29 protein-coding genes are annotated in these 26,667 nt (G+C 56.3%); 10 read left to right on the forward strand and 19 right to left on the reverse strand.

Features of this window, described 5'->3' with window-relative positions:
• Positions 1 to 79: 79 nt before the first annotated feature.
• From MWU60_RS14910 to MWU60_RS14930, 5 genes are all read left to right on the forward strand, one after another.
• A complete protein-coding gene (locus MWU60_RS14910) occupies positions 80 to 907 on the forward strand; it encodes an SDR family NAD(P)-dependent oxidoreductase (protein ID WP_247228178.1) in 828 nt (275 codons plus the stop codon).
• A gap of 62 nt (positions 908 to 969) precedes the next feature.
• Positions 970 to 1,176, forward strand: coding sequence for a twin transmembrane helix small protein (locus tag MWU60_RS14915; RefSeq protein WP_247228179.1), 207 nt, complete (start codon positions 970 to 972; stop codon positions 1,174 to 1,176).
• Positions 1,177 to 1,181: 5 nt separating this feature from the next.
• Positions 1,182 to 1,754 carry a cob(I)yrinic acid a,c-diamide adenosyltransferase gene (locus tag MWU60_RS14920; RefSeq protein WP_247228180.1) on the forward strand — a complete coding sequence of 191 codons (573 nt, stop codon included), beginning with the start codon at positions 1,182 to 1,184 and terminating at the stop codon, positions 1,752 to 1,754.
• Between the two features lie 165 nt (positions 1,755 to 1,919).
• Positions 1,920 to 2,678: an electron transfer flavoprotein subunit beta/FixA family protein gene (locus MWU60_RS14925; protein ID WP_247228181.1), complete on the forward strand. Its 759-nt coding sequence runs from the start codon at positions 1,920 to 1,922 to the stop codon at positions 2,676 to 2,678.
• The gene (locus tag MWU60_RS14930; protein WP_247228182.1) at positions 2,678 to 3,604 is read left to right on the forward strand and encodes an FAD-binding protein; all 927 of its coding nucleotides are present in this window, start codon (positions 2,678 to 2,680) and stop codon (positions 3,602 to 3,604) included. The genes MWU60_RS14925 and MWU60_RS14930 overlap by 1 nt, the downstream gene beginning before the upstream one ends.
• A 51-nt stretch (positions 3,605 to 3,655) precedes the next feature.
• Here MWU60_RS14930 and MWU60_RS14935 read toward each other — a convergent pair whose 3' ends face one another.
• The gene (locus tag MWU60_RS14935) at positions 3,656 to 4,501 is read right to left on the reverse strand and encodes a DUF6473 family protein (protein WP_247228183.1); all 846 of its coding nucleotides are present in this window, start codon (positions 4,499 to 4,501) and stop codon (positions 3,656 to 3,658) included.
• Between the two features lie 160 nt (positions 4,502 to 4,661).
• Between MWU60_RS14935 and MWU60_RS14940 the strand changes: the two genes are divergently transcribed.
• Positions 4,662 to 5,537, forward strand: a complete 876-nt coding sequence (locus MWU60_RS14940; RefSeq protein WP_247228184.1) for a 3-hydroxybutyryl-CoA dehydrogenase — start codon at positions 4,662 to 4,664, stop codon at positions 5,535 to 5,537.
• A 176-nt stretch (positions 5,538 to 5,713) separates the two neighbouring features.
• Here the strand turns inward: MWU60_RS14940 and MWU60_RS14945 are convergent, their stop codons facing one another.
• The 8 genes from MWU60_RS14945 to MWU60_RS14980 form a co-directional block, all read right to left on the reverse strand.
• Complete coding sequence (locus MWU60_RS14945) at positions 5,714 to 7,276, reverse strand: EAL domain-containing protein (RefSeq protein WP_247228185.1); 1,563 nt, start codon at positions 7,274 to 7,276, stop codon at positions 5,714 to 5,716.
• A 134-nt stretch (positions 7,277 to 7,410) separates the two neighbouring features.
• A complete protein-coding gene (locus tag MWU60_RS14950; RefSeq protein WP_247228591.1) occupies positions 7,411 to 8,262 on the reverse strand; it encodes a lysophospholipid acyltransferase family protein in 852 nt (283 codons plus the stop codon).
• A gap of 57 nt (positions 8,263 to 8,319) precedes the next feature.
• Positions 8,320 to 8,589 (reverse strand): HPr family phosphocarrier protein, encoded by a 270-nt coding sequence (locus MWU60_RS14955; protein ID WP_247228186.1) that lies wholly within the window; start codon positions 8,587 to 8,589, stop codon positions 8,320 to 8,322.
• Positions 8,586 to 8,981, reverse strand: a complete 396-nt coding sequence (locus MWU60_RS14960) for a PTS fructose transporter subunit IIA (RefSeq protein WP_247228187.1) — start codon at positions 8,979 to 8,981, stop codon at positions 8,586 to 8,588. The genes MWU60_RS14955 and MWU60_RS14960 overlap by 4 nt, the downstream gene beginning before the upstream one ends.
• The gene (rapZ, locus tag MWU60_RS14965; protein ID WP_247228188.1) at positions 8,978 to 9,892 is read right to left on the reverse strand and encodes an RNase adapter RapZ; all 915 of its coding nucleotides are present in this window, start codon (positions 9,890 to 9,892) and stop codon (positions 8,978 to 8,980) included. Before rapZ ends, MWU60_RS14960 begins: the two co-directional genes overlap by 4 nt.
• The gene (locus tag MWU60_RS14970; protein ID WP_247228189.1) at positions 9,889 to 10,320 is read right to left on the reverse strand and encodes a serine kinase; all 432 of its coding nucleotides are present in this window, start codon (positions 10,318 to 10,320) and stop codon (positions 9,889 to 9,891) included. The genes rapZ and MWU60_RS14970 overlap by 4 nt, the downstream gene beginning before the upstream one ends.
• A 3-nt stretch (positions 10,321 to 10,323) precedes the next feature.
• Positions 10,324 to 12,060, reverse strand: a complete 1,737-nt coding sequence (locus MWU60_RS14975) for a sensor histidine kinase (protein ID WP_247228190.1) — start codon at positions 12,058 to 12,060, stop codon at positions 10,324 to 10,326.
• Between the two features lie 3 nt (positions 12,061 to 12,063).
• Positions 12,064 to 12,765 carry a response regulator transcription factor gene (locus tag MWU60_RS14980; protein WP_247228191.1) on the reverse strand — a complete coding sequence of 234 codons (702 nt, stop codon included), beginning with the start codon at positions 12,763 to 12,765 and terminating at the stop codon, positions 12,064 to 12,066.
• 299 nt (positions 12,766 to 13,064) lie between these two features.
• Here MWU60_RS14980 and MWU60_RS14985 point away from each other — a divergent pair, with 299 nt between their 5' ends.
• Together MWU60_RS14985 and MWU60_RS14990 are read left to right on the forward strand one after the other, a co-directional pair.
• Positions 13,065 to 14,663 (forward strand): phosphoenolpyruvate carboxykinase, encoded by a 1,599-nt coding sequence (locus MWU60_RS14985; RefSeq protein ID WP_247228192.1) that lies wholly within the window; start codon positions 13,065 to 13,067, stop codon positions 14,661 to 14,663.
• 53 nt (positions 14,664 to 14,716) lie between these two features.
• On the forward strand, positions 14,717 to 15,253 hold the full coding sequence (locus tag MWU60_RS14990) for a DUF3859 domain-containing protein (protein ID WP_247228193.1): 537 nt from the start codon (positions 14,717 to 14,719) through the stop codon (positions 15,251 to 15,253).
• Here the strand turns inward: MWU60_RS14990 and MWU60_RS14995 are convergent.
• A complete protein-coding gene (locus MWU60_RS14995) occupies positions 15,250 to 16,020 on the reverse strand; it encodes a sulfite exporter TauE/SafE family protein (protein ID WP_247228194.1) in 771 nt (256 codons plus the stop codon). The two genes, MWU60_RS14990 and MWU60_RS14995, sit on opposite strands and share 4 nt — an antisense overlap.
• A 147-nt stretch (positions 16,021 to 16,167) precedes the next feature.
• Here MWU60_RS14995 and MWU60_RS15000 point away from each other — a divergent pair, with 147 nt between their 5' ends.
• Positions 16,168 to 17,853: an acyl-CoA dehydrogenase family protein gene (locus tag MWU60_RS15000; protein ID WP_247228195.1), complete on the forward strand. Its 1,686-nt coding sequence runs from the start codon at positions 16,168 to 16,170 to the stop codon at positions 17,851 to 17,853.
• 58 nt (positions 17,854 to 17,911) lie between these two features.
• On the forward strand, positions 17,912 to 18,940 hold the full coding sequence (locus tag MWU60_RS15005; RefSeq protein WP_247228196.1) for an aldehyde reductase: 1,029 nt from the start codon (positions 17,912 to 17,914) through the stop codon (positions 18,938 to 18,940).
• Here MWU60_RS15005 and recO read toward each other — a convergent pair.
• The 9 genes from recO to MWU60_RS15050 form a co-directional block, all read right to left on the reverse strand.
• Positions 18,933 to 19,661, reverse strand: a complete 729-nt coding sequence (gene recO / locus MWU60_RS15010) for a DNA repair protein RecO (RefSeq protein WP_247228197.1) — start codon at positions 19,659 to 19,661, stop codon at positions 18,933 to 18,935. The genes MWU60_RS15005 and recO overlap by 8 nt on opposite strands.
• Before the next feature lie 96 nt (positions 19,662 to 19,757).
• Entirely contained in the window at positions 19,758 to 20,084 is a 327-nt protein-coding gene (locus MWU60_RS15015) for a DUF1491 family protein (protein ID WP_247228198.1), read from the reverse strand.
• Positions 20,081 to 20,998: a GTPase Era gene (gene era, locus MWU60_RS15020; RefSeq protein ID WP_247228199.1), complete on the reverse strand. Its 918-nt coding sequence runs from the start codon at positions 20,996 to 20,998 to the stop codon at positions 20,081 to 20,083. Before era ends, MWU60_RS15015 begins: the two co-directional genes overlap by 4 nt.
• Entirely contained in the window at positions 20,995 to 21,675 is a 681-nt protein-coding gene (gene rnc / locus MWU60_RS15025; RefSeq protein WP_247228200.1) for a ribonuclease III, read from the reverse strand. Before rnc ends, era begins: the two co-directional genes overlap by 4 nt.
• Positions 21,672 to 22,517 carry a signal peptidase I gene (gene lepB / locus MWU60_RS15030; RefSeq protein WP_247228201.1) on the reverse strand — a complete coding sequence of 282 codons (846 nt, stop codon included), beginning with the start codon at positions 22,515 to 22,517 and terminating at the stop codon, positions 21,672 to 21,674. Before lepB ends, rnc begins: the two co-directional genes overlap by 4 nt.
• A 53-nt stretch (positions 22,518 to 22,570) precedes the next feature.
• Positions 22,571 to 22,972 (reverse strand): holo-ACP synthase, encoded by a 402-nt coding sequence (acpS, locus tag MWU60_RS15035; RefSeq protein ID WP_247228202.1) that lies wholly within the window; start codon positions 22,970 to 22,972, stop codon positions 22,571 to 22,573.
• A gap of 100 nt (positions 22,973 to 23,072) precedes the next feature.
• Positions 23,073 to 23,816 (reverse strand): pyridoxine 5'-phosphate synthase, encoded by a 744-nt coding sequence (locus MWU60_RS15040; RefSeq protein WP_247228203.1) that lies wholly within the window; start codon positions 23,814 to 23,816, stop codon positions 23,073 to 23,075.
• A 27-nt stretch (positions 23,817 to 23,843) separates the two neighbouring features.
• Positions 23,844 to 24,485 carry a DUF2062 domain-containing protein gene (locus tag MWU60_RS15045; protein WP_247228204.1) on the reverse strand — a complete coding sequence of 214 codons (642 nt, stop codon included), beginning with the start codon at positions 24,483 to 24,485 and terminating at the stop codon, positions 23,844 to 23,846.
• A gap of 6 nt (positions 24,486 to 24,491) precedes the next feature.
• A complete protein-coding gene (locus MWU60_RS15050; RefSeq protein ID WP_247228205.1) occupies positions 24,492 to 26,642 on the reverse strand; it encodes a bifunctional (p)ppGpp synthetase/guanosine-3',5'-bis(diphosphate) 3'-pyrophosphohydrolase in 2,151 nt (716 codons plus the stop codon).
• Positions 26,643 to 26,667: the final 25 nt, after the last annotated feature.

Here is a 26,667-nt window from a genome sequence, read left to right on the forward strand (position 1 = left end):
CAGCTATCTTTTGGCGGGCATCCGCCCTTTTGGCGCAACATCGCTTGCCACAACACTGGCAAGAGGCCAAAGAGTTGCAATGACACAGAAATCCATACTGATCACCGGGTGTTCCTCCGGCATCGGCCTTGACGCGGCACGCGGGTTGCGCGCGGCAGGCTGGCGCGTCTTTGCAAGCTGCCGCAAGGCGGAAGACTGCGACCAGCTGCGCAGCGAAGGGTTTGAAAGCCCGCGTATCGACTATACCGACGCCGACAGCATCGTGAATGGGCTGGCTGAGACACTTGAGGCAACCGGCGGGACACTGGACGCGCTTTACAACAACGGGGCCTACGCGCTGCCCGGCGCGGTCGAGGATCTGCCGGTCGACGCATTGCGCGCCATCTTTGAGACCAACGTCTTTGGCGGGCACGCACTGACACGGTTGGTGATCCCGGTGATGCGTGCGCAAGGACATGGACGGATTATCAATTGCTCGTCTGTGTTGGGATTCGTACCGATGCGCTGGCGCGGGGCCTACGTGGCGTCCAAACATGCGCTTGAGGGCCTGACAGATGTTTTACGGATCGAAATGAGCGATACACCAATTAAGGTAATCCTGATCGAACCGGGGCCAATCACCGCAAAAATTCGCCAGAATGCGATCCCGCATTTTGAGAAATGGATTGACTGGCAGTCGTCAGCACGCGCAGCACAGTATGACGAGCTTAGGTCGCGCCTGTATGAAGATGCGGGGCCTGACCGATTTGAACTACCGCCCTCTGCCGTCACAAAGAAGATATTGCATGCACTGACAGCGCAGCGCCCGAGGCCACGATACTATGTGACGACACCGACTTATTTGATGGGATTTCTACGGCGGCTTCTCCCAACTCGACTTCTTGATGCGTTGATTTTGCGCGCCTGAGGGTTTCCTTCCCCGGTCCGCCTGCTACATCGCAAGCCACACGAACGAAGGACACGAAAACGATGGCGGATGATCCACTTTTCTGGCTGATGTCACTTTCAGTGCTGATTGTACTTGGCATCCTGATGTGGGGTATGGGCAGTTTTGGCAAAGGCGGCGAATACAATCGCAAGCACGCCAATAAGATCATGCGCTGGCGGATCGGGGCCCAGTTGTTTGCCGTCGTACTTATCTTGTTGTTTGTCTATCTGCGCGGCGAAGGGGCCTGAAGACCATGGTTGTTCTGAACAAAATCTATACAAAAACCGGCGATGCGGGTGAAACGGCACTTGGCAATGGCAGCCGGGTGGCCAAACATTCACTGCGGGTGACGTCCTACGGGACAGTGGACGAGACGAACGCCACCGTGGGTCTGGCACGGCTGCATGCAACGGGTGAAATGGACGCGCAACTGGCGATGATCCAGAACGACCTTTTTGATTTGGGCGCGGACCTGTGCCGTCCTGACATGGAAAAAGACGGCGACTCTGAATATCCTGTCCTGCGTATGACAGACGCGCAGGTCGAGCGGCTGGAAGGTCAGATTGATGCGATGACCAAGGAAGTTGAACCCTTGCGCAGTTTTATCCTGCCGGGCGGATCAGCGCTTGCTGCCTATTTGCATTTGTGCCGGACCGTTTCGCGCCGGGCAGAGCGATTGACGGTGGAACTGGCGACAATGGAGTCTGTGAACCCTGCGGCCGTAAAATACCTTAACCGTCTGTCAGACTGGTGCTTTCAAGCGTCCAGGATCGCGAACAACAACGGCAAGGACGACGTGCTTTGGGTGCCCGGTGCGAACCGCTAGGTAAGGTGGATCATGATCCACCTTACGTTTCGCACCTGACGTGCACGTCAAGAACGTGGCGTCGGGAGGCCTTGGCGCGTCGATTTTACACTGTTTTCCCGGGCACGCGCACGATAACAACATCCTGAGAACATAAATGATCAGATTCTTAGGAGAAGAACGCAGATGAAGGTCCTTGTACCCGTCAAGCGCGTGATCGACTACAACGTGAAGGTTCGCGTCAAAGCGGATGGTTCCGGTGTTGATCTCGCCAACGTCAAAATGTCGATGAACCCATTCGATGAAATCGCCGTTGAAGAGGCGATCCGCCTGCGCGAAGCAGGCAAGGTCGAAGAAGTCATCGCGGTGTCCATCGGCGTCAAGCAAAGTCAGGAAACATTGCGCACCGCCCTTGCGATGGGTGCCGACCGTGCAATCCTTGTCGTCGCGACAGATGATGTGCACACGGACATCGAACCGCTGGCCGTTGCGAAAATCCTGGCGGCCATCGTCAAGGAAGAAGATCCGGGTCTGGTTCTGTGTGGCAAGCAAGCCATCGACAATGACATGAACGCGACAGGCCAGATGCTGTCTGCCCTGCTGGGATGGTCACAAGCAACATTCGCATCCGAGGTCGATGTGGACGGCGACAGCGCCACAGTGACCCGCGAAGTGGACGGCGGCCTGCAAACGATCAAGGTCAAGATGCCGACTATCGTGACTGTGGACCTGCGTTTGAACGAACCACGTTATGCGTCACTGCCCAACATCATGAAGGCCAAGAAAAAGCCTTTGGACGAAAAGACACCGGCCGATTACGGCGTTGATGTCGCACCGCGCTTGGCCGTCGTTAGCACGGCTGAGCCCGAAGCACGCAAAGCGGGCATCATCGTTGGTTCTGTCGATGAACTTGTTGAAAAACTCAAAGAAGCGGGGGCTGTATAATGGCTGTACTTCTAATTGGCGAAGTCACAGACGGCGCATTGGCCGTTGATGCGACTGCAAAAGCTGTCTCTGCAGCGCAGGCCTTGGGCGATGTGACCGTGCTTTGTGCCGGTGCCTCTGCAAAGGTTGCGGCTGATGAGGCGGCAACAATTCAAGGCGTGTCAAAGGTGCTTTGCGCCGAAGACCCGGCCCTTGGTCATCGTCTGGCAGAACCAACTGCCGACCTCATCGTGTCATTGGCTGGCGATTACACCCATATCGCCGCACCCGGTACGACCGACGCCAAGAACGTCATGCCACGCGTGGCGGCATTGTTGGATGCGATGGTCATTTCCGAAGTGACAGCCATCGTTGACGCCGATACGTTCGAGCGCCCAATCTACGCCGGCAACGCGATCCAGACGGTCAAATCCGCTGACGCCAAGAAGGTCATGACCATCCGTACCGCCGGCTATGACGCCGCTGAGATGGGCGGTTCCGCCACTGTTGAAAGCATCGGTGCTGCTGGTAACCCCGGTCTGTCTGAATGGGTCGAAGACAAGGTGGCAGCCTCAGACCGGCCAGAATTGACATCTGCAGGTGTCGTTGTGTCCGGTGGTCGTGGTGTGGGGTCGGAAGAGCACTTTGCCCTGATCGAAACGCTGGCTGATAAGCTGAACGCCGCAGTGGGTGCGTCACGTGCCGCTGTTGACAGCGGCTATGCGCCCAATGATTGGCAGGTCGGTCAAACCGGTAAGGTGGTCGCACCTGATCTCTATGTTGCCGTCGGTATCTCGGGTGCGATCCAGCACCTTGCGGGCATGAAAGACAGCAAGATCATCGTGGCAATCAACAAAGACGAAGAAGCGCCGATCTTCCAGGTCGCTGACTACGGTCTGGTTGCTGACCTCTTTGACGCGGTGCCAGAACTGACCGGCAAGCTCTAGGCGTCCGCCTGGGTGAACTTGAAAAGGCCCGCGCCAATGCGCGGGCCTTTTTCATATCTCATAAAGCGTATCGCGGATTGATCGCACCAAGGCAGCACTGGCCTCAACATGGCAATCCACACCCAGCATCTCGGACGCTGCTTTGGTCTGTGAAACTGGGAAAAACATGCCTTCAGTCCCCTGCGCGACCGCTTTCTCGGATGGGTTGGCGATCACGACATCCTTTACCAGTGGGCGCAACTCATCAATCATTGATGCGGTGATGAACAAAGGATCGACCTGAAGCTGGTTTTGCCGTTTTGACCAATGACTGTCAGTCATCTCATCCTCGGAAAACCACAGCAGGATCACACGGTTACCGATCTGACCCAGCATATTACGCATCCGCGCCAGCCAAGCCTCGCGCAATTCGCCCACGACGGTTTCGAACCGTTCAATAGACTTCGTATGCAACGCGCCCAGCATGTGCCGCGTAAAGGAGTATTCGGAAAAGTCCACATCGTGATAGATCGCTTGCAAGACGGTTGAAGCGCGCAAAAAACGGTCGTTGCGACGTGGATGGACGGAGTAAAACCGGTTCGACAAGTAGTTGGCGCCCATCACCTGAACCACGGTCAGATCAGCCTCTGAACAAATACCCATCACTGTGGGGTCATTCACGAAGGCATCAATGCCGCCATTCACACAACCAAAATTCACACAAGGCTGGCGCATCGCCTTTTCGACCAGCGCTGGGAACGGCTTTTCAATGAATTTCCCATAGGTCTCTGTTCCGCCGACAAAGGCAAGATAAGGCGCATCCAGCCGTTTGCGCGGCCCGCGGAACAGCATCCGGGAATTACCATAGCGGCAGGGCGAATACGACAGATCACCCAGTTCAACGTTTTCGTGCTTCATGGCTTCAACCCCTTTGATTTCTTCACCCACGATGCAGATTCGCTGAAATCCTTTGCCAATTCGCTAATGCGCATATTCGTTAAAACTTTTACCTATCGACCCGCCTTGATGCTGCCCCCCGCTGGGGCCTATGGTGCAGCGAACCGTTGAGGAATTGATCATGGCAATTGAACAGGTAGGCATTGTTGGCGCAGGCCAGATGGGCAACGGCATCGCGCATGTTTTTGCCCTAGCCGAATACGAGGTGCTGCTGACGGACATCAGCCAAGAGGCGCTTGACGCGGCCGTTGCCCTGATTGAACGCAATCTGGATCGGCAGGTCAGCAAAGAGCTGATCACAGCTTCCCAGAAAGCCGATGCAATCAAGCGGATCGGCACGACCCAGACCCTGACCGATCTGGGCAAAACAGATCTGATCATTGAGGCCGCGACCGAGCGTGAGACGATCAAGACGGCGATTTTTGAGGACCTTGTGCCCCATCTGAAGCCAGATACTATCCTGACCTCCAACACCTCCTCTATTTCAATCACGCGCCTCGCGTCGCGCACCGACCGGCCTGAGAAATTCATGGGGTTCCACTTCATGAACCCGGTGCCGATCATGCAACTGGTCGAGTTGATCCGTGGCATCGCAACGGATGAGCCGACGTTCAAAGCCTGTTATGCCGTCGTTGAGCGTCTGGGCAAAACTTCGGCCACAGCAGAAGATTTCCCCGCCTTCATCGTGAACCGCATCCTGATGCCAATGATCAATGAGGCGATCTACACGCTTTACGAAGGTGTGGGATCGGTGCAGTCGATTGATACGTCACTGAAACTGGGTGCAAATCACCCGATGGGGCCGCTGGAACTGGCAGACTTTATCGGGCTTGATACCTGCCTTGCCATTATGAACGTATTGCATGACGGACTGGCCGACACGAAGTACCGCCCTTGCCCATTGCTGACGAAATACGTGGAAGCTGGCTGGTTGGGTCGTAAATCGCTACGCGGATTTTATGACTACCGGGGGGATACTCCGGTTCCGACGCGATAGGTTACCGGGAACGATGGCTGAGCCTGAGCAGATTGATGCTTGGTTGCAGTATTGGGTCGCGATACAAAGCAAAGCCAACATCTGGATCGACTAAACCGGCCAGCATCCCACATCAGGGGTCCGGTTAGCTGACGCACACCGGCTGTCAGCTGAGCGACCCGTTGAAAAACGATGGATCAGGACGCTTGGCGCGCTGCCATATCATTGAGCAGCCCATCTGTCCGGCCGAGGAAATCTGAAACGGCTTTCGCGTCCATTGCCTTTGCAAACAGGAAGCCTTGGCCTTGGCGACACTGCCGATCTGAAAGAAAACTCAGGGCCTCATCAGTTTCAATTCCCTCAGCCGTGACCTTGATATCCATTGACCGTGCGAGCGCCAGAATAGCTGTGACGATTTTGGCATTCTGCGGTGTGGTTTCGACATGCGACACGAAACTCTTGTCGATCTTGATCTTGTCGAATGGCAGCTTGCTAAGCGTTGCCAAACTAGAGAAGCCTGTTCCGAAGTCGTCGAGGGATATCTGCATGCCAAGTTCTTTAAGGGCATCCAGAGCCTTTTTCGCTTCGCCGATGTTACCGATCACAGCGTTTTCGGTAATCTCAATCTCGATGCGGTTTGGGGCAATTTTCGACTCACTCAACTGCCATTTGATGTTTTCCAACAGCTCGTCATCAAACAGGCGTGGGGACAGGTTGAATGCAATGAACAGGTTTTCATCCCACTCCGCCGCCAGCTTGAGCGCTTTGCGCATCACCTGCCATGTTATTGCATTGATAAGCCCCATATCCTCGGCCAGCAGAATAAATTCGTCTGGTCGAACGGGGCCAAGCGTGGGGCTGTTCCAACGCGAAAGAACCTCAAAGCCGCATACACTTCCGTCATTGATGTCAACGATTGGCTGAAAATGCGGCTCAAAACTCATCTCAGCCACGGCTGCTTTCAATTCAGCTTCAAGCAGAGCCTGCTTGTGCAGTTCATCGCCAAGGTCTTTGTCAAAAAAGGCGTAACGGCCGCGGCCCTGTTGTTTTGCCCGATACATCGCCTGATCGGCGTTTCTTATCATTGATTGCGCATCTTCGCCTTGATGCCAACGACTTATGCCGATGCTGCTGCCGATGTTTGCAAGCCATCCATCAAATTCTACAGGCTCTCCGATTTCCGTCAAAAGCCTTCGTGCCAGTCTGGTTGACCCTGTGAATTTCAAATTGTCCAATATCAGAATGGCAAATTCGTCACCGCCCAGACGCGCCACCTTGTCGTCACTGCCGCAGCATTTCTGAATCCGACGCGTGACTTCCTGAAGAACCAAATCGCCGCTTTCATGCCCGCGCAGGTCATTGACGGCCTTGAACCGGTCCAGATCAAGCAAAAGCACGGTCGGGACTTCATCCTGCGTCACATTTTCAGTAGCGGCGTCTAACAGCTCGCTGAAATAGCGCCGGTTATACAACCCGGTAAGCGCATCGTGGCGTGCGGCATGCTGGGCATTGTTCTTGGCCTCAGATGCATCGCGCATGGCAGCACGCAGGCGCTTATTCGCACGAAAAAGCAGAAACGGCAAAATCGCCGCGCCAATTGCGTAGACGAGGATAATCTCGTCAAGATCCCAATCTTCATGCGAACGGCTGAATTCAAAAAATGCTTCAAACGCCTCGGCCTCAGCCGCGAATATATAGGCAATTACACCGACCAAACACACAAGCGCGTCGATCCAATACGCCTTAATCCTATTCAACATAATACTAAACCCGGTCGTTTCGACGGCTTTAGGTTTAGCGGTAATCAGTTAACAACTCATGCATTATGCCCGTCCCCCAGCGCCGCTTTGTTTGCATTTTAGGTGCATCCCACCACGCGCCGGCCAATCCAGCTTCACTCTTTCAAGTTCAACGTTTCTTCGCGCATCCAATCCATGCAGGCGCGCTGGTCTTTCAGGCGCTCTTTAACCTCATCTTCGTCAAACGGATGCCCGACAACGGGCTTTTGTGGCCGACCGCAGGCATTCACGATCTCATGGATCAACAGGCTTTGACGCAGTGTCGCTGAAACCTGATTTGCCATTTGATACCAACGCGAATTTGCACCGGGAAAGAACAGTGGCACGACGCGGGCACCCGACATGCGGATCATCTTGGCGGTGAAGAGGTTCCATTCATCCTCAACCATCGGGCCAAACAAGGAGTTCGATGAGGCCACAACGCCAGACGGAAATATCGCGATGACGCCGCCCTCTTTCAGATGCGCCATCGCTGCCTTGCGCATTTCAACCATTTTGGCCTGCGCGTCTTTTTCATGAGGGAATGGAACCGGGATCAGAAAATTGCCAGCGTCTTCGTCGATGTCGGTCAGGAAAGCGCGGGTCAGAATGCGGTAATCGGTGCGCACCCGCCCGATCAGATCAGCCATCACCATGCCATCGACCATGCCGTGCGGATGGTTGGCGACAATGACCACAGGGCCGGTCTTGGGAATGCGGTCAAGTTGCTCCTGCGGCGTGATCAGATCAATGCCCATCACATCCAGCGCACCACGCCAAAACGACTGACCGTGGTACTTGCCGCGCTTCTCGAACTTGCGGATCATGCGGATGATGTGGATCTTGCCCGAGCACCACTCAATCGTTTTGATGATGTTGCGTTTGATAGGGCTGTCAAAAGTGTTGGAGTAGGTCAGCGCCCCGCGGTCATAGACGCGTGGTGTGGCTTGGGAAACCGCAGGCTGCACAGAGGCTTTAGGGCTCGTTTCGGTCAATCTGCTTGTCCTATTCGATCCACATAGAGGTCAGTCGCCTTCGCCGAACTTATCCGCGACCAGATTTTCGATTGCCGCCGCAAGCTCGGCTGCCTGCGGACCGCGGGTTTCAACGTCAATAAAGGTTCCGATAGAAGCTGCCAACATTAAAAGACCCATGATGCTGTCGCCGCCTGTGCTGTTGCCGTCCTTGCTGACCGTGGCATCCGCATCAAAACTTTCGACCACTTCAACCAGTTTGGCAGAGGCGCGGGCGTGCAGGCCTTTGATGTTTTGGATTTTCAACCGCTGCACCGTCATTGCGGAAGACCACCATTGTGGCTGTTGATGTATTTGTGCGCGGCAGCAATTGCAGCTTCAACCGCATCAGGCACCGTCCTGTTGCGGGTCTTGGCCAGCTTGATCAGCATCGGCAGATTGGCCCCATAAAGGATCTTGCGATTGTCCGGACTACAAGCCCGCAAAGACAGGTTTGTGGGCGAACCCCCGAACATATCCGTCACGATCACAACGCCGTCGCCGGTATCGACCCCATCGGCCGCATCGCAAATCTCGGATTGCTTGGTCGCCCGATCGTCTTCGGGACCGATGGCAATGCTGACCATGCCGGGCTGCGGCCCTACGACATGTTCCACGGCAGCGTGGTATTCCTGTGCAAGCCCACCATGTGCGACGATGACGATACCGATCAAACCTTTTGTCCCATACTACCTTGCGCTTCGCGCCGCTCTAACTCGCGGTGTCGTTTAGACACATGCCATCCGTCTTGCGCAAGAGTTTCTGCCATATGTTCCGTCAGGGCAACTGAGCGGTGTTGCCCTCCGGTACACCCAAAGCCAATGGACAGATGCGCCTTGCCCTCATCCCGGTGGGCAGGCAGCAGCAAATCCACCAGTGCTTTCACCCGCTCAAAGAACGCTGGAAAGCGCGCGTCAGCCGCGACATAGGCGGCCACCGCCGGATCACGCCCGTCCAGTTTGCGCAGGTCCTCTTCCCAATGTGGATTTCGCAAAAAACGGCAATCCATGACGATATCCATGCCGCGCGGCAGGCCACGTTTGTAAGAGAAGGAATGCAAGGTGACGCTTAGTCGGTGTCCGTCGCCGGCCCCAAACCAGCGCTCAACCTCAGCCTTGGCATCATGGGGTGACATGCCCGTGGTGTCGATCAAGACATCAGCACGTGCACGGATCGGAATCAGCAGTTCGCGTTCTGCAGATATCCCCGCAAGAGGCGGACCAGCGGGCGCAAGCGGGTGTCTGCGCCGTGTTTCGGAATACCTGCGCACAAGGTCTTCTTCGGCGGCATCCATGTAAAGGACCTGCGCCATCAGATCGCCCTGCCCGGTCAGCCGATCAATGGTTTCGATCAACGCATTTGTTCCAAAATCGCGGTTCCGCACATCGACGCCCAGCGCAAGCGGGCGCGCGGGTGGCGGACCGTCCAGCAGTCGTGGCAATAACGACAGCGGCAAATTGTCGATCACCTCATACCCGAGGTCTTCCAACGCGTTGATCGCTGTTGTCCGCCCCGCCCCGGATGGACCAGTCACCAACACCACAGAGGGTGCCGATTTTGAAGGGTCAGGACCTGCCCGTGTCATCTATCGCTCCAACCGGCCTTGAGAATTTGCAGAATTGCCGGTGCAAAGTGTGGCGCATCAACCTTGTAGATCAAGGGCACATCACATCCCAAAGCCGTGAAAATGCGCTCTTTTGGCAGTCGCTCCGCCTCTATGCGGTCCAGATCAACCACCAGCACAACCTGTGCCTGCATTTCGTGATGGGCATTGATGATGCCAACACCGCGCGCTTCAATCAGGCCCACGATTGTTTGCGGACAATGAGCAATGAGATGACCATCCTGCGCGGTCAGCTGCACATGATCATCCGCAATCAAGGTGCACCCAAGTGCCAGCAGCGCCAAACCCAAGGCTGATTTGCCCGCACCCGATGCCCCTGTAATCGCGACCGCCCTCCCATCCCATGCCACACAGGTCGCGTGCAGGGTGTCAGGGGCGGGATCGGACATAGGCTAGATCGGCAAACCAACGACAAAGCGCGCGCCAAGCGGCTCTGACGTTGGATCAGCATCCGTCGGGCGAATATTCTCGGCCCAGATGACGCCCGCATGTGCTTCAACAATCTGCTTTGAAATCGCCAGACCAAGACCCGAGTTATTGCCAAACTGGCCTTCGGGGCGTTCCGAATAAAAGCGTTGGAAAATCTTGGTCAGCGCATCATCAGGGATGCCCGGACCCGTATCCTCAACCACGACAAGCACGCGGTTTTGGCGGGTCCGCGCCCAAACACGGATCGCATCGCCCTTGTCACAGAAAGAAACAGCGTTGGTGATCAGGTTCACAAACACCTGCGCCATGCGGCCCTCAAGCCCCTGCACGGTGATCGCCTCATCCGGTAAATCGGCGACGAAATCCACGCCGCGCTGGGTCGCATCTTTGCCAAGGAACTCCGCAATATTGCCAAGCATATTGATCAGATCGAAGGTTTCTTCTTCTTCCTTCACCAATTCACTATCAAGACGGGATGCATTGGAAATATCACTCACCAACCGGTCGAGGCGCTTCACATCATGCTCAATCACTTCCAGCAAACGCTCGCGCTGGTCATCGCGTTTGGCCACACGCATCGTGCCAACGGCCGAGCGGAGGGACGCGAGCGGGTTCTTGATTTCGTGGGCGACGTCGGCGGCGAACTGTTCATTGCCTTCAATCCGCTCGTAAAGTGCGGCAACCATGCTGCGCAAGGCGGCGGAAAGGCGACCAATCTCATCAGGGCGTCCGCTTAGATCAGGAATACGGACACGACCGGGCGACATCTTGCGCGCGTTCTTTTCCTGGCTTGCCTCAGCCGCCGTTGCCAATTGGGCAAGCGGGTTCGCGATGGTCGAAGCCAGCACAAGGCTGAGGCCGATGCTGACAAAAACGCCAACAAAGAACAAACGCAAAAACTGTTCCCGTTCGCGGCGCACAAGGCTGTCCACTTCACCCGCGGCCGTGGTTACCGCAATCACGCCGACAGCGACACCGTTGCGCATGATCGGTGTGGTCACGACAAAACTGGTGGCACCTTCGATTTGCGAGGCCTCGAGCTGCGTTCCATTTTCAATCGCTTGCCTGACGTTCTCTTGCGATAGCTGAACCAGGGCTTGTTCCTGGGTCATTGGTTCTTCACCGAAGGACCCAAGGCTGACCATGCCGTTCCAAAGCGAGATGAGAGAATCCAACACAAAGGTCCCGCCGGTCTGTGCTTCAAGTTCGGCAATCTGGGACGCGTTCAAGCCACCGGTCGCACGCGCCACCAGTGTTGTATCAGGGGCAAAGACGGATACTTCGACACCGCCGCGCAGGTTCAAACCATCAAGAGTTGCCGTCGGATTGATACCGTCGGCTGTGACCAGATTGACCGGGGCAACCGTCGGCAACTGCGCCTCAAACACATCAGCGATCAGCTGTGCTTCGTTGACAAGACCGTTTGCACGCTGAAAAGCCAGACTGTCACGCGATGGGCTGAGATAAAGCACACCGGCGATCAGCAGGATCAAAGCGATCAGATTGAAGGTGACAATCTTGCGGGCAATGGGCGAACGCCGTAGCGCAAAAAGGCGACCACCCGGAACCTCATCAACTGCGATATCCTCAGTGACAAGATCGGGGTCAACCCAGTCATCACCCAACACAAGGTCAGGCGTGCGTGCCGCCGCACGCACCGACTTCAGGTCGCGTACGTCAATTTTCGGAGCGGCGGTCATGCCTTACTCTTCGTTGTAGCGGTACCCGATGCCATAGAGGGTCTCGATCGCGGAAAACTCATTGTCCGTATTACGCATCTTCTTACGCAGCCGTTTGATGTGGCTGTCGATCGTGCGATCGTCCACGTAGACTTGATCATCATAGGCTACATCCATCAACTGATCGCGGCTTTTCACAAAGCCGGGCCGCTGGGCAAGCGCCTGCAACAACAAAAACTCGGTCACTGTCAGGGATACGTCTTTCCCTTTCCACTTTACTGCGTGACGAAGCGGGTCCATCACCAATTCACCGCGCACCATCACTTTGGTGTCTTCGGTTTCCTCAATCTCTTCACCGGCGATCGCATCCTGACGACGCAAGAGCGCACGGATTCTTTCAACCAGTAAACGCTGAGAAAATGGCTTTTTTACGTAATCGTCCGCGCCCATACGCAAACCAAGGACTTCGTCGATCTCATCATCCTTGGACGTCAAGAAAATAACGGGCATCGACGTCTTCTGGCGCAGACGCTGCAACAGGTCCATGCCGTCCATCCGTGGCATTTTAATGTCCAACACAGCCAGTTCAGGCATACGTTTGTTGAACGCCTCCAATGCGGACAAGCCGTCATTGTAGGTCTCAACTTCAAACCCTTCGGCTTCGAGTGTCATCGAAACCGACGTAAGGATGTTCCTGTCATCATCGACAAGTGCAATTCTGGACATCAAAGAGCCCCTTCATTCGCTGTACCGACGCTCTTGCTGGCGCTGAAACAAGGTTTTCACTGTTTTATTGTGACGAATCAATAGTTAACTCAGTCTAGGCCACAAATACGCCTTATTTGGGTTAATTTTGCCAGTTTCGCCAAAATTCTTATTGCCGCCTCGACCAGAGCGTATGTTGGTTGCGCTAACATCGAAATGGTTGCGCTAACGATGTGCGACGGGGGTATCGGCCCTTTAAAACTTGGTGCTATGGAAGACCATCGCTGGCCACAACGGCCACTTCACAAAGGAGCGAACCCATGGACCACGGTACGGTCAACCCGTCGATGAAACTTGAAGATCAAGGCATCACAGGGCTGGGTTATGTGTATTACAACCGCTCTGAAGCCGAATTACACGATGCAGCCGTTGCCGCTGGTGAAGGCGTCACAGGCAAAGGCGGCACCTTCCTTGTCACCACAGGCAAGCACACCGGGCGGTCGCCCAAGGACAAATTCGTGGTCAAAACGGCGAGTGTCGAAGACACGATCTGGTGGGAAAACAACCCACCAATGGAGCCAGCCAAGTTTGACATGCTCTACAACGACATGCTGGAGCACATGAAAGGTGGCACCTACAACGTGCAGGACCTTTTTGGTGGTGCTGATCCGGCCCACCGTCTTGATGTTCGCGTCGTGACAGAGCTGACTTGGCATGGCCTGTTCATCCGTCACTTGCTGCGTCGCCCCGACGCGTCCGAGCTGGAAACATTTGCACCGGATTTCACAATCATCAACTGCCCCACCTTCAAGGCCGACCCTGACAAGCACGGGTGCCGGTCCGAGACCGTGATCGCGTTGAACTTCGAGAAGAAGCTGATCCTGATCGGCGGCACGGAATACGCCGGCGAAAACAAAAAGTCGGTCTTCACCCTGCTTAACTATCTGTTGCCCGAAAAAGGCATCATGCCGATGCACTGCTCGGCCAACCACGCGCCGGGCAACCCTGTTGATACGGCCGTCTTCTTTGGCTTGTCCGGTACAGGCAAGACGACCCTTTCTGCCGATCCAACCCGCGTGCTGATCGGCGACGACGAACATGGCTGGTCCGATCGCGGGACCTTCAACTTTGAAGGCGGCTGCTACGCCAAGACGATCGGTCTGGACCCAGAGGCCGAGCCGGAAATTTACGCCACCTGTTCCATGCCGCACACGGTGATCGAAAACATGGTCTTTGATCCAGAGACGCTTGAACTCGACTTCGAAGACGACAGTCTGACCGCGAACATGCGCTGCGCCTATCCGCTGAACTACATCTCCAACGCATCAGACACCGCACTGGGCGGGCATCCCAAGAACATCATCATGCTGACCTGCGATGCCTTCGGAGTCCTGCCCCCGATTGCGCGGCTGACACCGGCACAGGCGATGTATCACTTCCTGTCCGGCTTTACGTCAAAGGTCGCAGGCACCGAGCGCGGTGTGACAGAACCAGAGCCAACATTCAGCACCTGTTTCGGCGCGCCTTTCATGCCGCGCAGACCCGAAGTTTACGGCAACCTGCTGCGCTCCAAGATCGCAAGCCACGGTGCGACCTGCTGGTTGGTGAACACCGGCTGGACCGGTGGCGCTTATGGCACCGGGTCACGCATGCCGATCAAAGCAACACGCGCGCTCTTGTCTGCGGCCCTGGACGGTACGCTGATCGAAAGCACCTTCCGCAAGGATGTGCATTTCGGGTTCGAGGTTCCAATCTCGGTTGATGGCGTAGACGATGGGCTGCTGAACCCGCGCGATACATGGGCCGACAAGGCAGGCTATGACGCGCAGGCCGAAAAGCTGGTCACGATGTTCAGCGACAACTTTGAAAAATATGTCCCGTTCATTGATGACGATGTGAAAGCAGCGGCTATCGGCTGAATAGACAGCGCATTTTCATAGACAACCGCGGTTTCATACCTAACTTATGGGGTATGAAACCGACCTACACCCTGACCGCCGTTTTATGCCTGAGCATGACAGTCGCCTCGGCTGACATTGCCACATCTTCCGAAATCGCATCGCTTGAGGCCGGCATTGTTTGCGCGCCCGACCCTATCGGATCAGTACCCGCGCCGGGCACCGTGGCTGGCACGACGCATATCATCGCTGAAGAACCGGACTTCGTCAGCACCACGCGGCAAGTCCCTGCTGTGCTGGGCGTTGGTTTTGGTGTGAAAGCGCAAGCGGTCGCAACAGGCGGTCTGGACGGGATCAACATGGTTCTGACTCATCCAAAGATGGGCGCTACAAACGCAACGATGCAGACCTTTGCCACGCGGATCAGTGGTAGCGATCCTTCACTGACATTCTATCAGTTTGATTACAGCTATGAACTGGTCCTTGGCACATGGGAATTCACGGCGATGTCAGGAGATCAGGCGCTTTATTCGGTCAGTTTTGAAGTGGTGGACCCGCGCGCTGTGCCGCAACTCGCCAATGCCTGCGGCTATCTGGAACTGCTGTCCTAGCCCATCACACCACGGCGGATCAAATTGGCGCCCGCGATGATCAACACCCATAGGGTCGCCTTGCGGAACCGTTCCTGATCAAACCGATCTCCCAGCCGGAACCCCAACCACATGCCAAGTAACGCGGGGACCACCAGAGCCGCCGAAAACCCCCAGGTTTGCGCGTTCAGAATACCGGACTGCAAATGGCCCAGCAGTAGCATCACGGACCCAAGCCCGTAGATCACCCCTTGCACCGACATCTGCCGTTCGCGGGGCGTATTAAGCGCCAAAAGATAGAGAACCGTCGGCGGACCCCATGTTCCCGCCAAACCGCCCAAGGTCCCGGCAAGGCCGCCTGCGGTCCATTCAAAGGGGCGACGCCACTGTGGCTTAATACGCGGACGCCAGCCGATAAGTTGAATGACACACAGGGCGACAACCGGCACACCCAGCACAATGAACATCACGTCGCCCGGAATGCTGCGCACAAACTGAGCAGACACCAGAATCATGACGCAAACGACAATAATATAGCGCCAGTGTTCCTTAAGCGACGCTTGTGCATTTCCGATCCCCGAACGCGCTACTTGCAGGACATTGGCAATCACAATCGGGATCACGATGCCCGCAATGACCAATTCCGGCGGAATGAAAATGCCCATCCCCGAAATCATGATCAGCGGCATCGCGAATCCGACGGCACCTTTGACAAAGCCACCCAGCAGCGTCACAGCGCAGGCAAAGGCAAAAATCGCTGGGGTTATCAGAGGCGAAAACTCGGGCATATCTTGTCTTACGACATTGGTCAGGACATTCCAGAAAGAAATCACGTGCGACACTTTTGTGCGTAACGACGTGTCTTGGTGAATAATTATTGCGCTGCACTTGCAAAGTGATTATCTCTGCACCTGCAAATTGATAGGAGTCGCAAAATGGCGCATGATGGTCAGGATATGACGTTGAACCAAAACCCAGTTCTGGCTGATCTGCTGTCGCTGACCGCCGACGCAATTCCTGCTGTTGAAGACGTTCTCGCACGCGCAAAAGACGCCGTGCGCGCCACTGTGACAGACGGCGACCGCATCTCTGGCAAGCTGATCGAAGAGAACCAGACAGCGGCCCACGGCCTTGCCTGGCTGGCCACCTACGCACAGTCCTTGCAGCAAATGCAAAACTGGGCTGAACGTCTGCAAGCGGATGGTAAATTTGGTGAGGTGGAACAGCTGATCCACCAGATCGCCTTTGGTGAATACCTTTGGCAGATCTACGGCGGCATCCCGATGAGTCAGGGAGAGATCCTGCGCCTGCAAGACATCGGCCTGTCGCAGGATGACATGCGTAGCTTGATGCAACCTGCGGTCATGACGCTGACGGGGTCGGGCAACACGCAAGCGGCACGGATGCGCCTGTGTGAGCTGATGCAGGAACAATCTGCCAATATCACCGTCGGCGCGTCTGGCCTTGATGACGAGCTGGAAATGATCCGCGAACAGTTCCGCCGCTTCAGTATCGACCGGGTAGAGCCTGATGCGCATGACTGGCACCTCAAGGATGAACTGATCCCGCTGGAAATCATCGACGAGATGGCCGAAATGGGCGTCTTCGGCCTGACCATCCCCGAAGAATACGGTGGGTTTGGCCTGTCGAAAGCGTCGATGTGCGTGGTGTCCGAGGAACTCTCGCGCGGCTACATCGGCGTTGGCTCGCTCGGCACCCGGTCCGAGATTGCGGCAGAACTGATACTGTGTGGCGGGACTGAAGAACAAAAGCAGAAATGGTTGCCGGGCCTCGCCTCTGCTGAAATCCTGCCAACGGCGGTGTTCACAGAACCCAACACCGGCTCCGATCTTGGTTCCCTGCGCACCCGTGCGGTCAAGAAAGGCGATGACTGGGAAGTGACCGGCAACAAGACTTGGATCACCCATGCGACCCGCACCCATGTGATGACGATGCTCGCGCGGACCGATCCTGAGACGACTGACTATCGCGGCCTGTCCATGTTTCTGGCCGAAAAGACCCCTGGCACTGAAGAAAACCCATTCCCCACCCCCGGCATGACCGGCGGTGAGATTGAAGTGCTCGGCTATCGAGGTATGAAAGAGTATGAACTGGCCTTCGACGGCTTTGCGATCAAGGGCGAAAACCTGCTTGGTGGCGAAACCGGCAAAGGCTTCAAGCAGTTGATGCAGACCTTCGAGTCCGCCCGCATCCAGACTGCGGCCCGTGCCGTGGGCGTCGCGCAATCCGCTTTGGACGTCGGCATGCAATATGCGCAGGATCGCAAGCAATTCGGCAAGCCTTTGATCGCGTTCCCACGCGTCGCAGGCAAGCTGGCAATGATGGCGGTTGAGATCATGGTCGCCCGCCAACTGACCTATTTCAGCGCACATGAAAAAGACAACGACCGCCGTTGCGACCTTGAGGCAGGGATGGCCAAGCTGCTGGGTGCACGGATTGCCTGGGCCTGCGCCGACAACGCACTGCAAATCCACGGCGGCAACGGTTTTGCCTTGGAGTATAAAGTCAGCCGTATCCTGTGTGACGCGCGTATCCTTAACATCTTTGAAGGGGCCGCAGAGATTCAAGCGCAAGTCATCGCACGTCGTTTGCTCGACTAGGTTGCTTTTGCGCTACCTGTGGCTAAGTGCAATAGGGTAGCGCAAAAAGGAGCCGCAATTGCCTAAGACTGTTCTGCTTACCGGAGCATCCGGTTACATCGCCAAGCATATCGCGCTGCAACTTCTTGAGGCTGGGCACCACGTGCGTGGCACGGTACGCGACCTGTCTCGTGGGGCCGAGGTGACAGAAGCGGTGCGCCCGCACCTGACAGATGCGGATGACCTTGAAAACAGGCTGACTTTTGTCGCACTTGATCTGACCTCCGATGACGGGTGGGAAGACGCGATGGCAGGCGTCGATGTGTTGATGCATACCGCGTCGCCTTTTCCGCTGACCCAACCCAAGGATGAAAATGACTTGATCCGTCCAGCAGTTGACGGCGCATTGCGGGCACTGCGTGCAGCACAAAAGGCTGGCGTGAAACGGGTCGTGCTGACATCCTCGACCGCCGCAATCAGCGGATCGGAATTGCCCGGTGGCGACACCGCATTTGACGAAACAAACTGGACCAACCCGGACGATCCCGAGATCAACCCCTACACAAAATCCAAGACGCTCGCAGAACAAGCAGCATGGGCATTCATCAGCGATGAAGCGCCCGAGATGGAGTTGACCACCATCAACCCCGGCTTTGTTTTGGGTGCGCCACTTGATAAAAACTTTGGCACCTCCATCAATGTGATCGCCCGCTTGGTCCGGGGCAAAGACCCGATGCTGCCCGATATCGGATTTGCGACTGTCGATGTGCTGGACGTCGCTGAAATGCATGTCACCGTGATCGACAAGCCCGATACGATCGGTCAGCGGATCATGGTCGTGGATCGCTTTCTCTCATTCTCTCAAATAGCGAAAGCAATCAAGACGGCGCATCCAGACCGCAAGATTCCGACCCGTGTCGCACCGAATTTCGTGATCAAGTTTCTGGGGCTTTTTGATCCGGCGATCAGATCAATTATCCCAAGCTTGGGTCGCGTGGACAAGATGGATAACGCCCGGGCCATTGCCACCTTGCGGCGTGGCATGCGGCAGGCACCCAAGGCCGCCGCGTCCTCCGCGACCTATCTGATCGACAACAAGCTCATTTAACCCGCGCAATTGCATCGAGAAGCCGGGCGCGTGCGCCAGGCATGGGACGATCGCCAAGACCTTTGATCAGACGATGCTCGATAAAATAACCGGTGGTCCCCAAGGCCCTGAGAATTTCATCGTTTGACGCATCCCCTTTGCCGGCCAGCACCTCTGGCAAGGCAAGCATTCGGTCGGCCCATTCACCTGCCGCTTCACGGCTGACAGCACGGCCTGACTTTGGCGAGACATAAATCAACTCCTCATTCACACCGCGCACCGCACAGGCGGAGAGGTCCAAGCCAAAGCCCATTTCCTCCAGCAAAGCCTGCTCCCACCGCAGATAGGCCAGCGGCCAGACGTCGGACTGACCCAGCAAATCCAGCAATGCAATCGTGCGGTCATATAGCGGCGCATGGGCTTCGCGTTCTGGCAGGACCATCGCCAACAGACTGCACACAGCATTCAGCCCGGCCAAGGCAAGGCGGTCCCCCATTGCCACCGCTGCGCGGCTGCGGATCGGCTCTACTGTGAAACTGCCCAAGTGGCTATCGAGCCGCGCTTTCCACGCCACTGATAACTGCGCACCCGGCTGCAGGATCGGTGCGACCTTGCGGCTGGTTCCGCCACGGACAACACCGGCGTGACGGCCATGAGAGGCGCTGAACACCTCAATAATGACGCTGTTTTCACCAAAAGGCCGTGTAGAAAGCAATGCTGCTTCAGAACGCCATTCAATCATGTTGGTCAGCCAAATTCATAAGGCCCATATCAGACCGGTTCGACCTCACTTGCAAGCGGCAGTGCGTGTTGTCAGGGATGATGCCTCAGGCGGGAGTTATTCAAGCCCCGGTTCATCCAAAAGATGACGGCCCTGTTTATCCTCAACCTCGATCACCCAAAGATCAGGGTCAAAACCGCATTGCTTTGACACGGACAAATCAACCTCTGCCTCATCGCCCTCAGCCAAGACCATCCATTTGCGGTCACCCGTCATCAGGTCAAAACTGCGCTGATAACAACAAGCCTTGCCATCAAGCGTGTTGAGCTTGACGAGGACAGCGCCTGCGGTGCTATCGCCACGCTGCACGATGAAGGCAGGGATTTCGATCAGACGCAGCCGTGTCAGATAGGCAGACACCCATATCTCAGCCGTTAGCTTCAAGCGTTGCCATCTTTAAAATCAAGGCCCATTTCCGAGTACCGTTCGGATTCTTCCAGCCAATTAGGTCGCACTTTGACCTTCACGAACAGATGCACGCGGCGGCCCAAAAACTCTTCCAACTCAAGCCGTGAGGCCTGACTGATTGCCTTGACCGTCTCGCCCCCTTTACCCAGCACGATACCCTTGTGCCCATCGCGGGCGACATAGATCAGTTGATCAATTCGGGCAGACCCGTCGGGGCGTTCTTCCCAATTCTCGGTCTCAACCGTCAATTCATATGGCAATTCCTGATGCAAGCGCAGCGTCAGTTTTTCGCGCGTCATCTCTGCCGCAATCATACGCATCGGCAGATCAGCAATCTGGTCTTCGGGGTAAAGATACGGACCTTCGGGCACTTGTGTGACCAGCCAATCGCGCAAGGCGTCACAGCCATGCCCGCGTTCTGCCGAGATCATAAAGGTTTCTGCAAATGGGTAGGCGTCGTTCATCTGTTTGGTCAGCGCGAGCAGCACCTCGGACTTTACCTTGTCGATCTTGTTGATCGCCAATGCGACAGGCGATTTCCCTGCCCGCTCGGACAGCGTTTCCAAAATCGCCTTCACGCCATCCGTGACCCCGCGATGTGCCTCGATCATCAAAACGACAACATCCGCATCCGCAGCCCCGCCCCAAGCGGCCGCAACCATCGCCCGATCCAATCGGCGGCGCGGTTTAAAAAGACCGGGGGTGTCAACGAAGATAAGCTGCGCATTTTCCGCCATCGCCACGCCGCGAATGCGCGCGCGCGTCGTTTGCACCTTATGGGTCACAATCGACACTTTCGCGCCAACCATGTGGTTCAGCAGCGTCGATTTGCCAGCATTCGGTTCGCCGATCAGGGCAACGAAACCGGCTTTGGTTGGGGCATCGGTCATGTATCGACTTTCTTCAAAAGGGCGGTCGCGGCGGCCTGCTCGGCATGGCGCTTTGATCCGGCAGTCGCCTGCTCGGAAGCACCAGAGGCCAAACGCGCTTCAATGGTAAACACCGGCTGGTGGTCAGGTCCAGTGCGCGCGACCTCGATGTATTGCGGCGGAACCTCGCCACGGGCCTGCGCCCATTCTTGCAACGCGGTCTTTGCATCGCGTGCATCAGCGGCCACATTTTTGATCCGGTCACCCCAAAGGCGCAGGATCGCCGCGCGAGCCGCATCAAACCCACCGTCCTGATAGATCGCGGCAATCACTGCTTCCATCGCATCAGCCAGCAACGCTTCTTTCCGGCGACCGCCTGATTTCATCTCGGATCGGCCCAGTTTCAGCACCGCCCCCAGATCAATCTGGCGCGCGACATCGGCACAGGCCTCACGCCGAACCAGCGCGTTGTAGCGCGGGGCAAGCAAGCCTTCGGGGGCAGATGGGTCCGCTTGCAGCAGCGCCTCGGCCATCACAAGGCCCAACACCCGGTCGCCCAGAAATTCCAACCGCTGATTATCGTCACGATGCGGACTGACGATGGAAGAATGGGTGACCGCACGGATCAGGATTTCTGGCTTGGCGAAGTTATGCCCCAGCCTTTGAGAAAAGGCCGTCAGTTCGGCTGAGAGCTTCAATCGAGCGCCTTGAAGAAACGATCCGACCGCCATGTCCAGAACGCAAACATCGACCGACCTGCGGATGAAAACATCACCCGATCTGCGCGGCCAACGATATCCTTGCGTTCCACAAAGCCCACACCGCGTGAGATTTGGGCGACGCGGCTGTCAGTGGAATTGTCGCGGTTGTCGCCCATGAAAAAGAACTGCCCCTCAGGAACAGTGAACACACCGGTGTTGTCGGTGGGCCGAGGCCCGATATCAAGGATCGCGTGGCTTACCCCATTGGGCAGCGTTTCGATGAACCGCGCCTTATCGCAATTGGCACCAAAACCCACAGCACCATTTGCGCATTGGGGTCGCAGGCCAAGCGGGCCTTGGGGTTCCATAATCTCAGTGAACGTGCCTGCCGGTTCCACTGTCACGGGCACATCGTTGATCTGCAGCACACCGTCGATCATCTGAATGCGATCACCGGGCACGCCGATCAGCCGCTTGATAAAGTCGCGCCCATCCACCGGGTGACGAAAGACGACGATGTCGCCGCGTTCCGGGTCCGCGCCAAAGATGCGGTCTTCGCGGTCCTCAAGGAAGCCGCAAAAATCGTCAGCGCCAAGATCTAGCCCGACCTGAGGGATACGGATCGACGGGCAGGACGCGTAGGAGTAGCCATAGGCCATTTTGTTGACGAACAGGAAGTCCCCGATCAGCAATGTGTCTTTCATTGATCCTGATGGGATCCAAAACGGCTGAAAGAAAATCGTCCGAAATATGCCTGCTATGATCAGCGCCCAAAAGACTGTCTTCACTGTCTCGATAAGCCAGGCGATAAATCCTGTGTTTTCGGCTTTTTCGGCCATTGCCTGATCCTTGCTTTGGGTTTGAGGCTACATGAGGGCGCGCGCCTGTGCTGTCAAGCGATGGGCCGTGCCTCAATCACCACAAAAGCCTGCGCCCAAGGGTGATCATCGGTCAAAGTCACGTGAATGATGGCCTCGTGGCCTTCTGGGGTCATTTGATCCAGCCGTTCTTTAGCCCAGCCGGTGACCGCCATCACGGGTTGGCCGGTGCGCAGGTTGGACACGGCCATGTCTTTCCACGAAATACCCATGCGCAGGCCGGTGCCCAGCGCTTTGGAACACGCCTCTTTCGCGGCCCAGCGTTTGGCGTAGGTGCCTGCCACGTCTTTGCGCCGCTCCGCTTTGCCTTGTTCGATATCCGTGAAGACGCGATCGCGAAAGCGGTCACCAAAGCGGTCCAGCGTACCTGCGATGCGTTCGATATTTGCCAAATCCGTGCCGACACCCAAGATCATGCGCTGATATCCAGATCAATCACGCCGATACCGTCCATGATCCCGGTCAACGCTCTGCGATCATAGTCATTGGGCAGATCAAGAAAAACGACTTGCTTGATCACCCGCGCGCCTCATCCATGATACGGCGCATTTCGCCTATTGTGGGGCCAAGACCGCGGAAAATCGCCTCGCCAATCACAAAATGGCCGATGTTCAACTCAACGACCTGCGGCAAAGCGGCGACTGGCGACACACAATCATAGGTCAGACCGTGACCGGCATGGACCTCTAGCCCCAGATCATCGGCAAAGGCTGCCATCTCGGTCAATTTGCGCAACTCTTCGTCACGCGCGTCAAAACGCCCTTCGGCATGGGCATCGCAGTAAGCACCGGTGTGCAGTTCGATCACTTGCGCACCAATCCGGTGCGCGGCTTCGATCTGGCGCTGATCAGCTGCGATAAAGATCGACACGCGGCACCCGGCATCACGCAAAGGTGCGATATAATGCGCCAAGGAGTTTTCTTCGCGGGCAACCTCCAGCCCACCTTCTGTGGTCCGTTCCTCACGCTTTTCAGGCACGATGCACACTGCATGAGGCTTATGGCGCAGTGCAATGGCTTGCATTTCTTGCGTCGCCGCCATTTCAAAATTCAACGGCCCCTTCAACGCGGCCATCAGCCCTTCGATATCCGCATCCGAGATATGCCTGCGATCCTCGCGCAAATGCGCTGTGATCCCGTCAGCGCCCGCCTCTTCTGCCATAACGGCGGCGCGGACCGGGTCAGGCACAGCCCCACCGCGCGCATTCCGCACGGTCGCCACATGGTCAATGTTCACCCCAAGGCGCAGTTTCTTGGTCATCGGGAGCATTCCTTTGTCTTGAGCAGCTTAGTTGCTGGCGTCTTCGCTAGGTGATGTCTTTTTCTTCAACTGGTCAAGCTTTGCCAGCAACGCTTTCTTGCGGCGCATCTGATAAGCGCTGATCACAGGCACAGCCAGATAGTAGGCAACCGTCGCAGTGATCAATCCAGGAATTATCCCGCCCACAAGATAAGGAAAGAACACATCGTCATAAAAAACGCGAAGCCCATGCCAGTTGATCCGGGCAGGCGTGAAAACAGCGACGATATTGTTCCACAGATCATAGCTGGCATCCGCGAATTTTTGACCAAGGTGGTCATTCCGTCCCGGCGGCAGGCCCAACATCCAAGACCCCAGACTGATGGACAAGTAACCAATGGGCGGAAAGGTCAGTGGGTTACCAAAGAACGTCGCCATCAAGGCGGCAAGGATATTGCCACGCAGCAACCGCGCGATGATCGCGCCAAAGACGAAATGCAGACCAAAAAGCGGTGTGAAACAGATAAAAACACCCGCCCAGATGCCACGACTGATCTTTTCAGGCGTGTCAGGCAGACGGCGCACACGATGTTTGACGTATTCAAAGGCACGGGTCCAACCACCACGGGGATAGAAGAAATCCAGCACGATCTGCCAGATCGCGCGTCTATCCCTGCGTTTGAATACCAAAAGTCGTCATCCTTCTCTGCGGGGTGTGCCCGCGCCCAAGGCCGCAAGCCCCGGATCTTTGTGCCGTGTGATCGTCGACACGTTGCTTTCTGCCTCAAGCGCGGTCTGAATGCGGTGCAAGTGCTCCGCGTCGCGCAAATCTACGTCAATCAATAACCTAAAATAGTCTGGTTTCCGGTCAATGAACTTAAGGTCAGAGATATTGGCGCTTTGTTCGCCGATCAATGTGCAAATACGTCCCAGGACACCAGAATCATTTGCGATCGTGGCGTCAAACGTGACGGTGTTCACAGCAGCGTGTGTGCCTTCATGCCAATGCAGATCAATCCAGCGTTCTGGCTGGTCCTCATAGTCAGCCAAAGCTTCGCAATCAATCGCATGGACAACAACGCCTTGCCCGCGAAAGGTAATGCCCAGGATACGCTCACCCGGCACTGGCTGACAACAGGCACCACGTTGCTGCACCTGATCGGAGGCAAGACCGACAACAGCGCGCCTCTGGTCAATCACTTCGCCTTGAGCGTGCTCAAGCTCGGGATAAATCGCGGTGACAACCGCGCGCCCGGTCAGTTCCGCGCTGCCAAGGCGGGCCAGCATTTCTTCAACGCCGTCAATCGCCAGTGCTTTCGCAGCAGTCTTCAACGCCTTGTCGGTGCTTTTCTTGCCGACATTTTCAAAGGCAACACGGGCGAGTTCGCGGCCCAGACGCACAAAGCGTTCGCGGTCTTCTTCACGCAAGGACCGCCGGATTGCCGTTTTCGCACGACCCGTCACAGCGATATCAATCCACGTCGCCTGTGGCGTTTGCCCTTCGGCGGTGATCACATCGACAGACTGTCCGTTCTTCAGGCGGGTCCAAAGCGGCACGCGCAGCCCATCAACCTTGGCCCCGACACAGGCCGATCCGATGCGGGTGTGGATCGCATAAGCAAAATCAATCGGTGTCGCCCCGCGCGGCAGTTTGATCACATCACCCTTGGGTGTGAAGCAGAACACCTGATCCTGATACATCTCAAGCTTGACCGCTTCGAGGAATTCATCGTGGTCCTGATCTTCGTCCAACCGCTCGGTCAGCGAGGAAATCCATTTTACCGGATCGACCGCAAAGCGGTTCTCGACCCGTTCACCGTTCTTATAGGACCAGTGCGCTGCAACGCCGGTCTCGGCCACTTCGTGCATTTCGCGGGTGCGGATCTGGACCTCGACTTGCTTGCCGTCACGCCCGGACACGGTGGTGTGGATCGAGCGATAGCCGTTGGATTTTGGCTGGCTGATGTAGTCTTTAAACCGTCCCGGCACTGCACGCCAACGCTGATGAATGGCACCCAGCACGCGGTAGCAATCCGCCTCGGTCGCTACAATGATGCGAAAGCCGTAGATGTCGGACAGGCGGCTGAACCCCTGCTCTTTCTCCTGCATCTTGCGCCAGATCGAATAGGGCTTTTTCGCACGGCCGATCACATCAGCGGTGATACTGGCTTTTTCCAGCTCAACCCGCATGTCGGCGGTGATCTTTTGGACCACATCACCGGTTTCGCGCTGCAACGTGATAAAGCGACGAATGATTGAATTGCGGCCCTCGGGGTTCAGGACACGGAAGGACAGATCCTCCAGCTCTTCGCGCATCCATTGCATACCCATGCGGCCCGCAAGAGGGGCAAAGATATCCATCGTTTCGCGCGCCTTTTGGGCCTGCTTGTCCGGGCGCATGGATTTGATCGTGCGCATATTGTGCAATCGGTCAGCCAGCTTGACCAATGTCACCCGCAGATCGCGCGAGGTCGCCATGAAAAGCTTGCGAAAGTTTTCGGCCTGCTTTGTCTGGGTTGAGGTCAGTTGCAGGTTCGTCAGCTTGGTGACACCGTCAACCAGTTCGGCAATCTCGCGGCCAAAGCGTTTCTCGACCTCAGAAAAAGACGCCTTGGTGTCTTCAATCGTGTCGTGCAGCAATGCCGTCACAAGCGTGGCGTCATCCATCTGCTGTTCTGCCAAAATACCAGCCACCGCGGCAGGATGCGTGAAATACGGCTCGCCGGAGTGGCGAAACTGTCCGTCATGCATCTCAGCACCAAAGGCGAATGCATCGCGCAGCAATACCTGATTGGAATTTGGGTTGTAGGTGCGGACCAGTGAGATCAGATCATCTGCGTTCGTCATCCGGTCCCGCGCCTATCCATATAAG

Origin of the sequence: Yoonia sp. F2084L (genome assembly GCF_023015625.1) — a bacterium.
In the GTDB taxonomy this organism is placed as follows: domain Bacteria; phylum Pseudomonadota; class Alphaproteobacteria; order Rhodobacterales; family Rhodobacteraceae; genus Yoonia.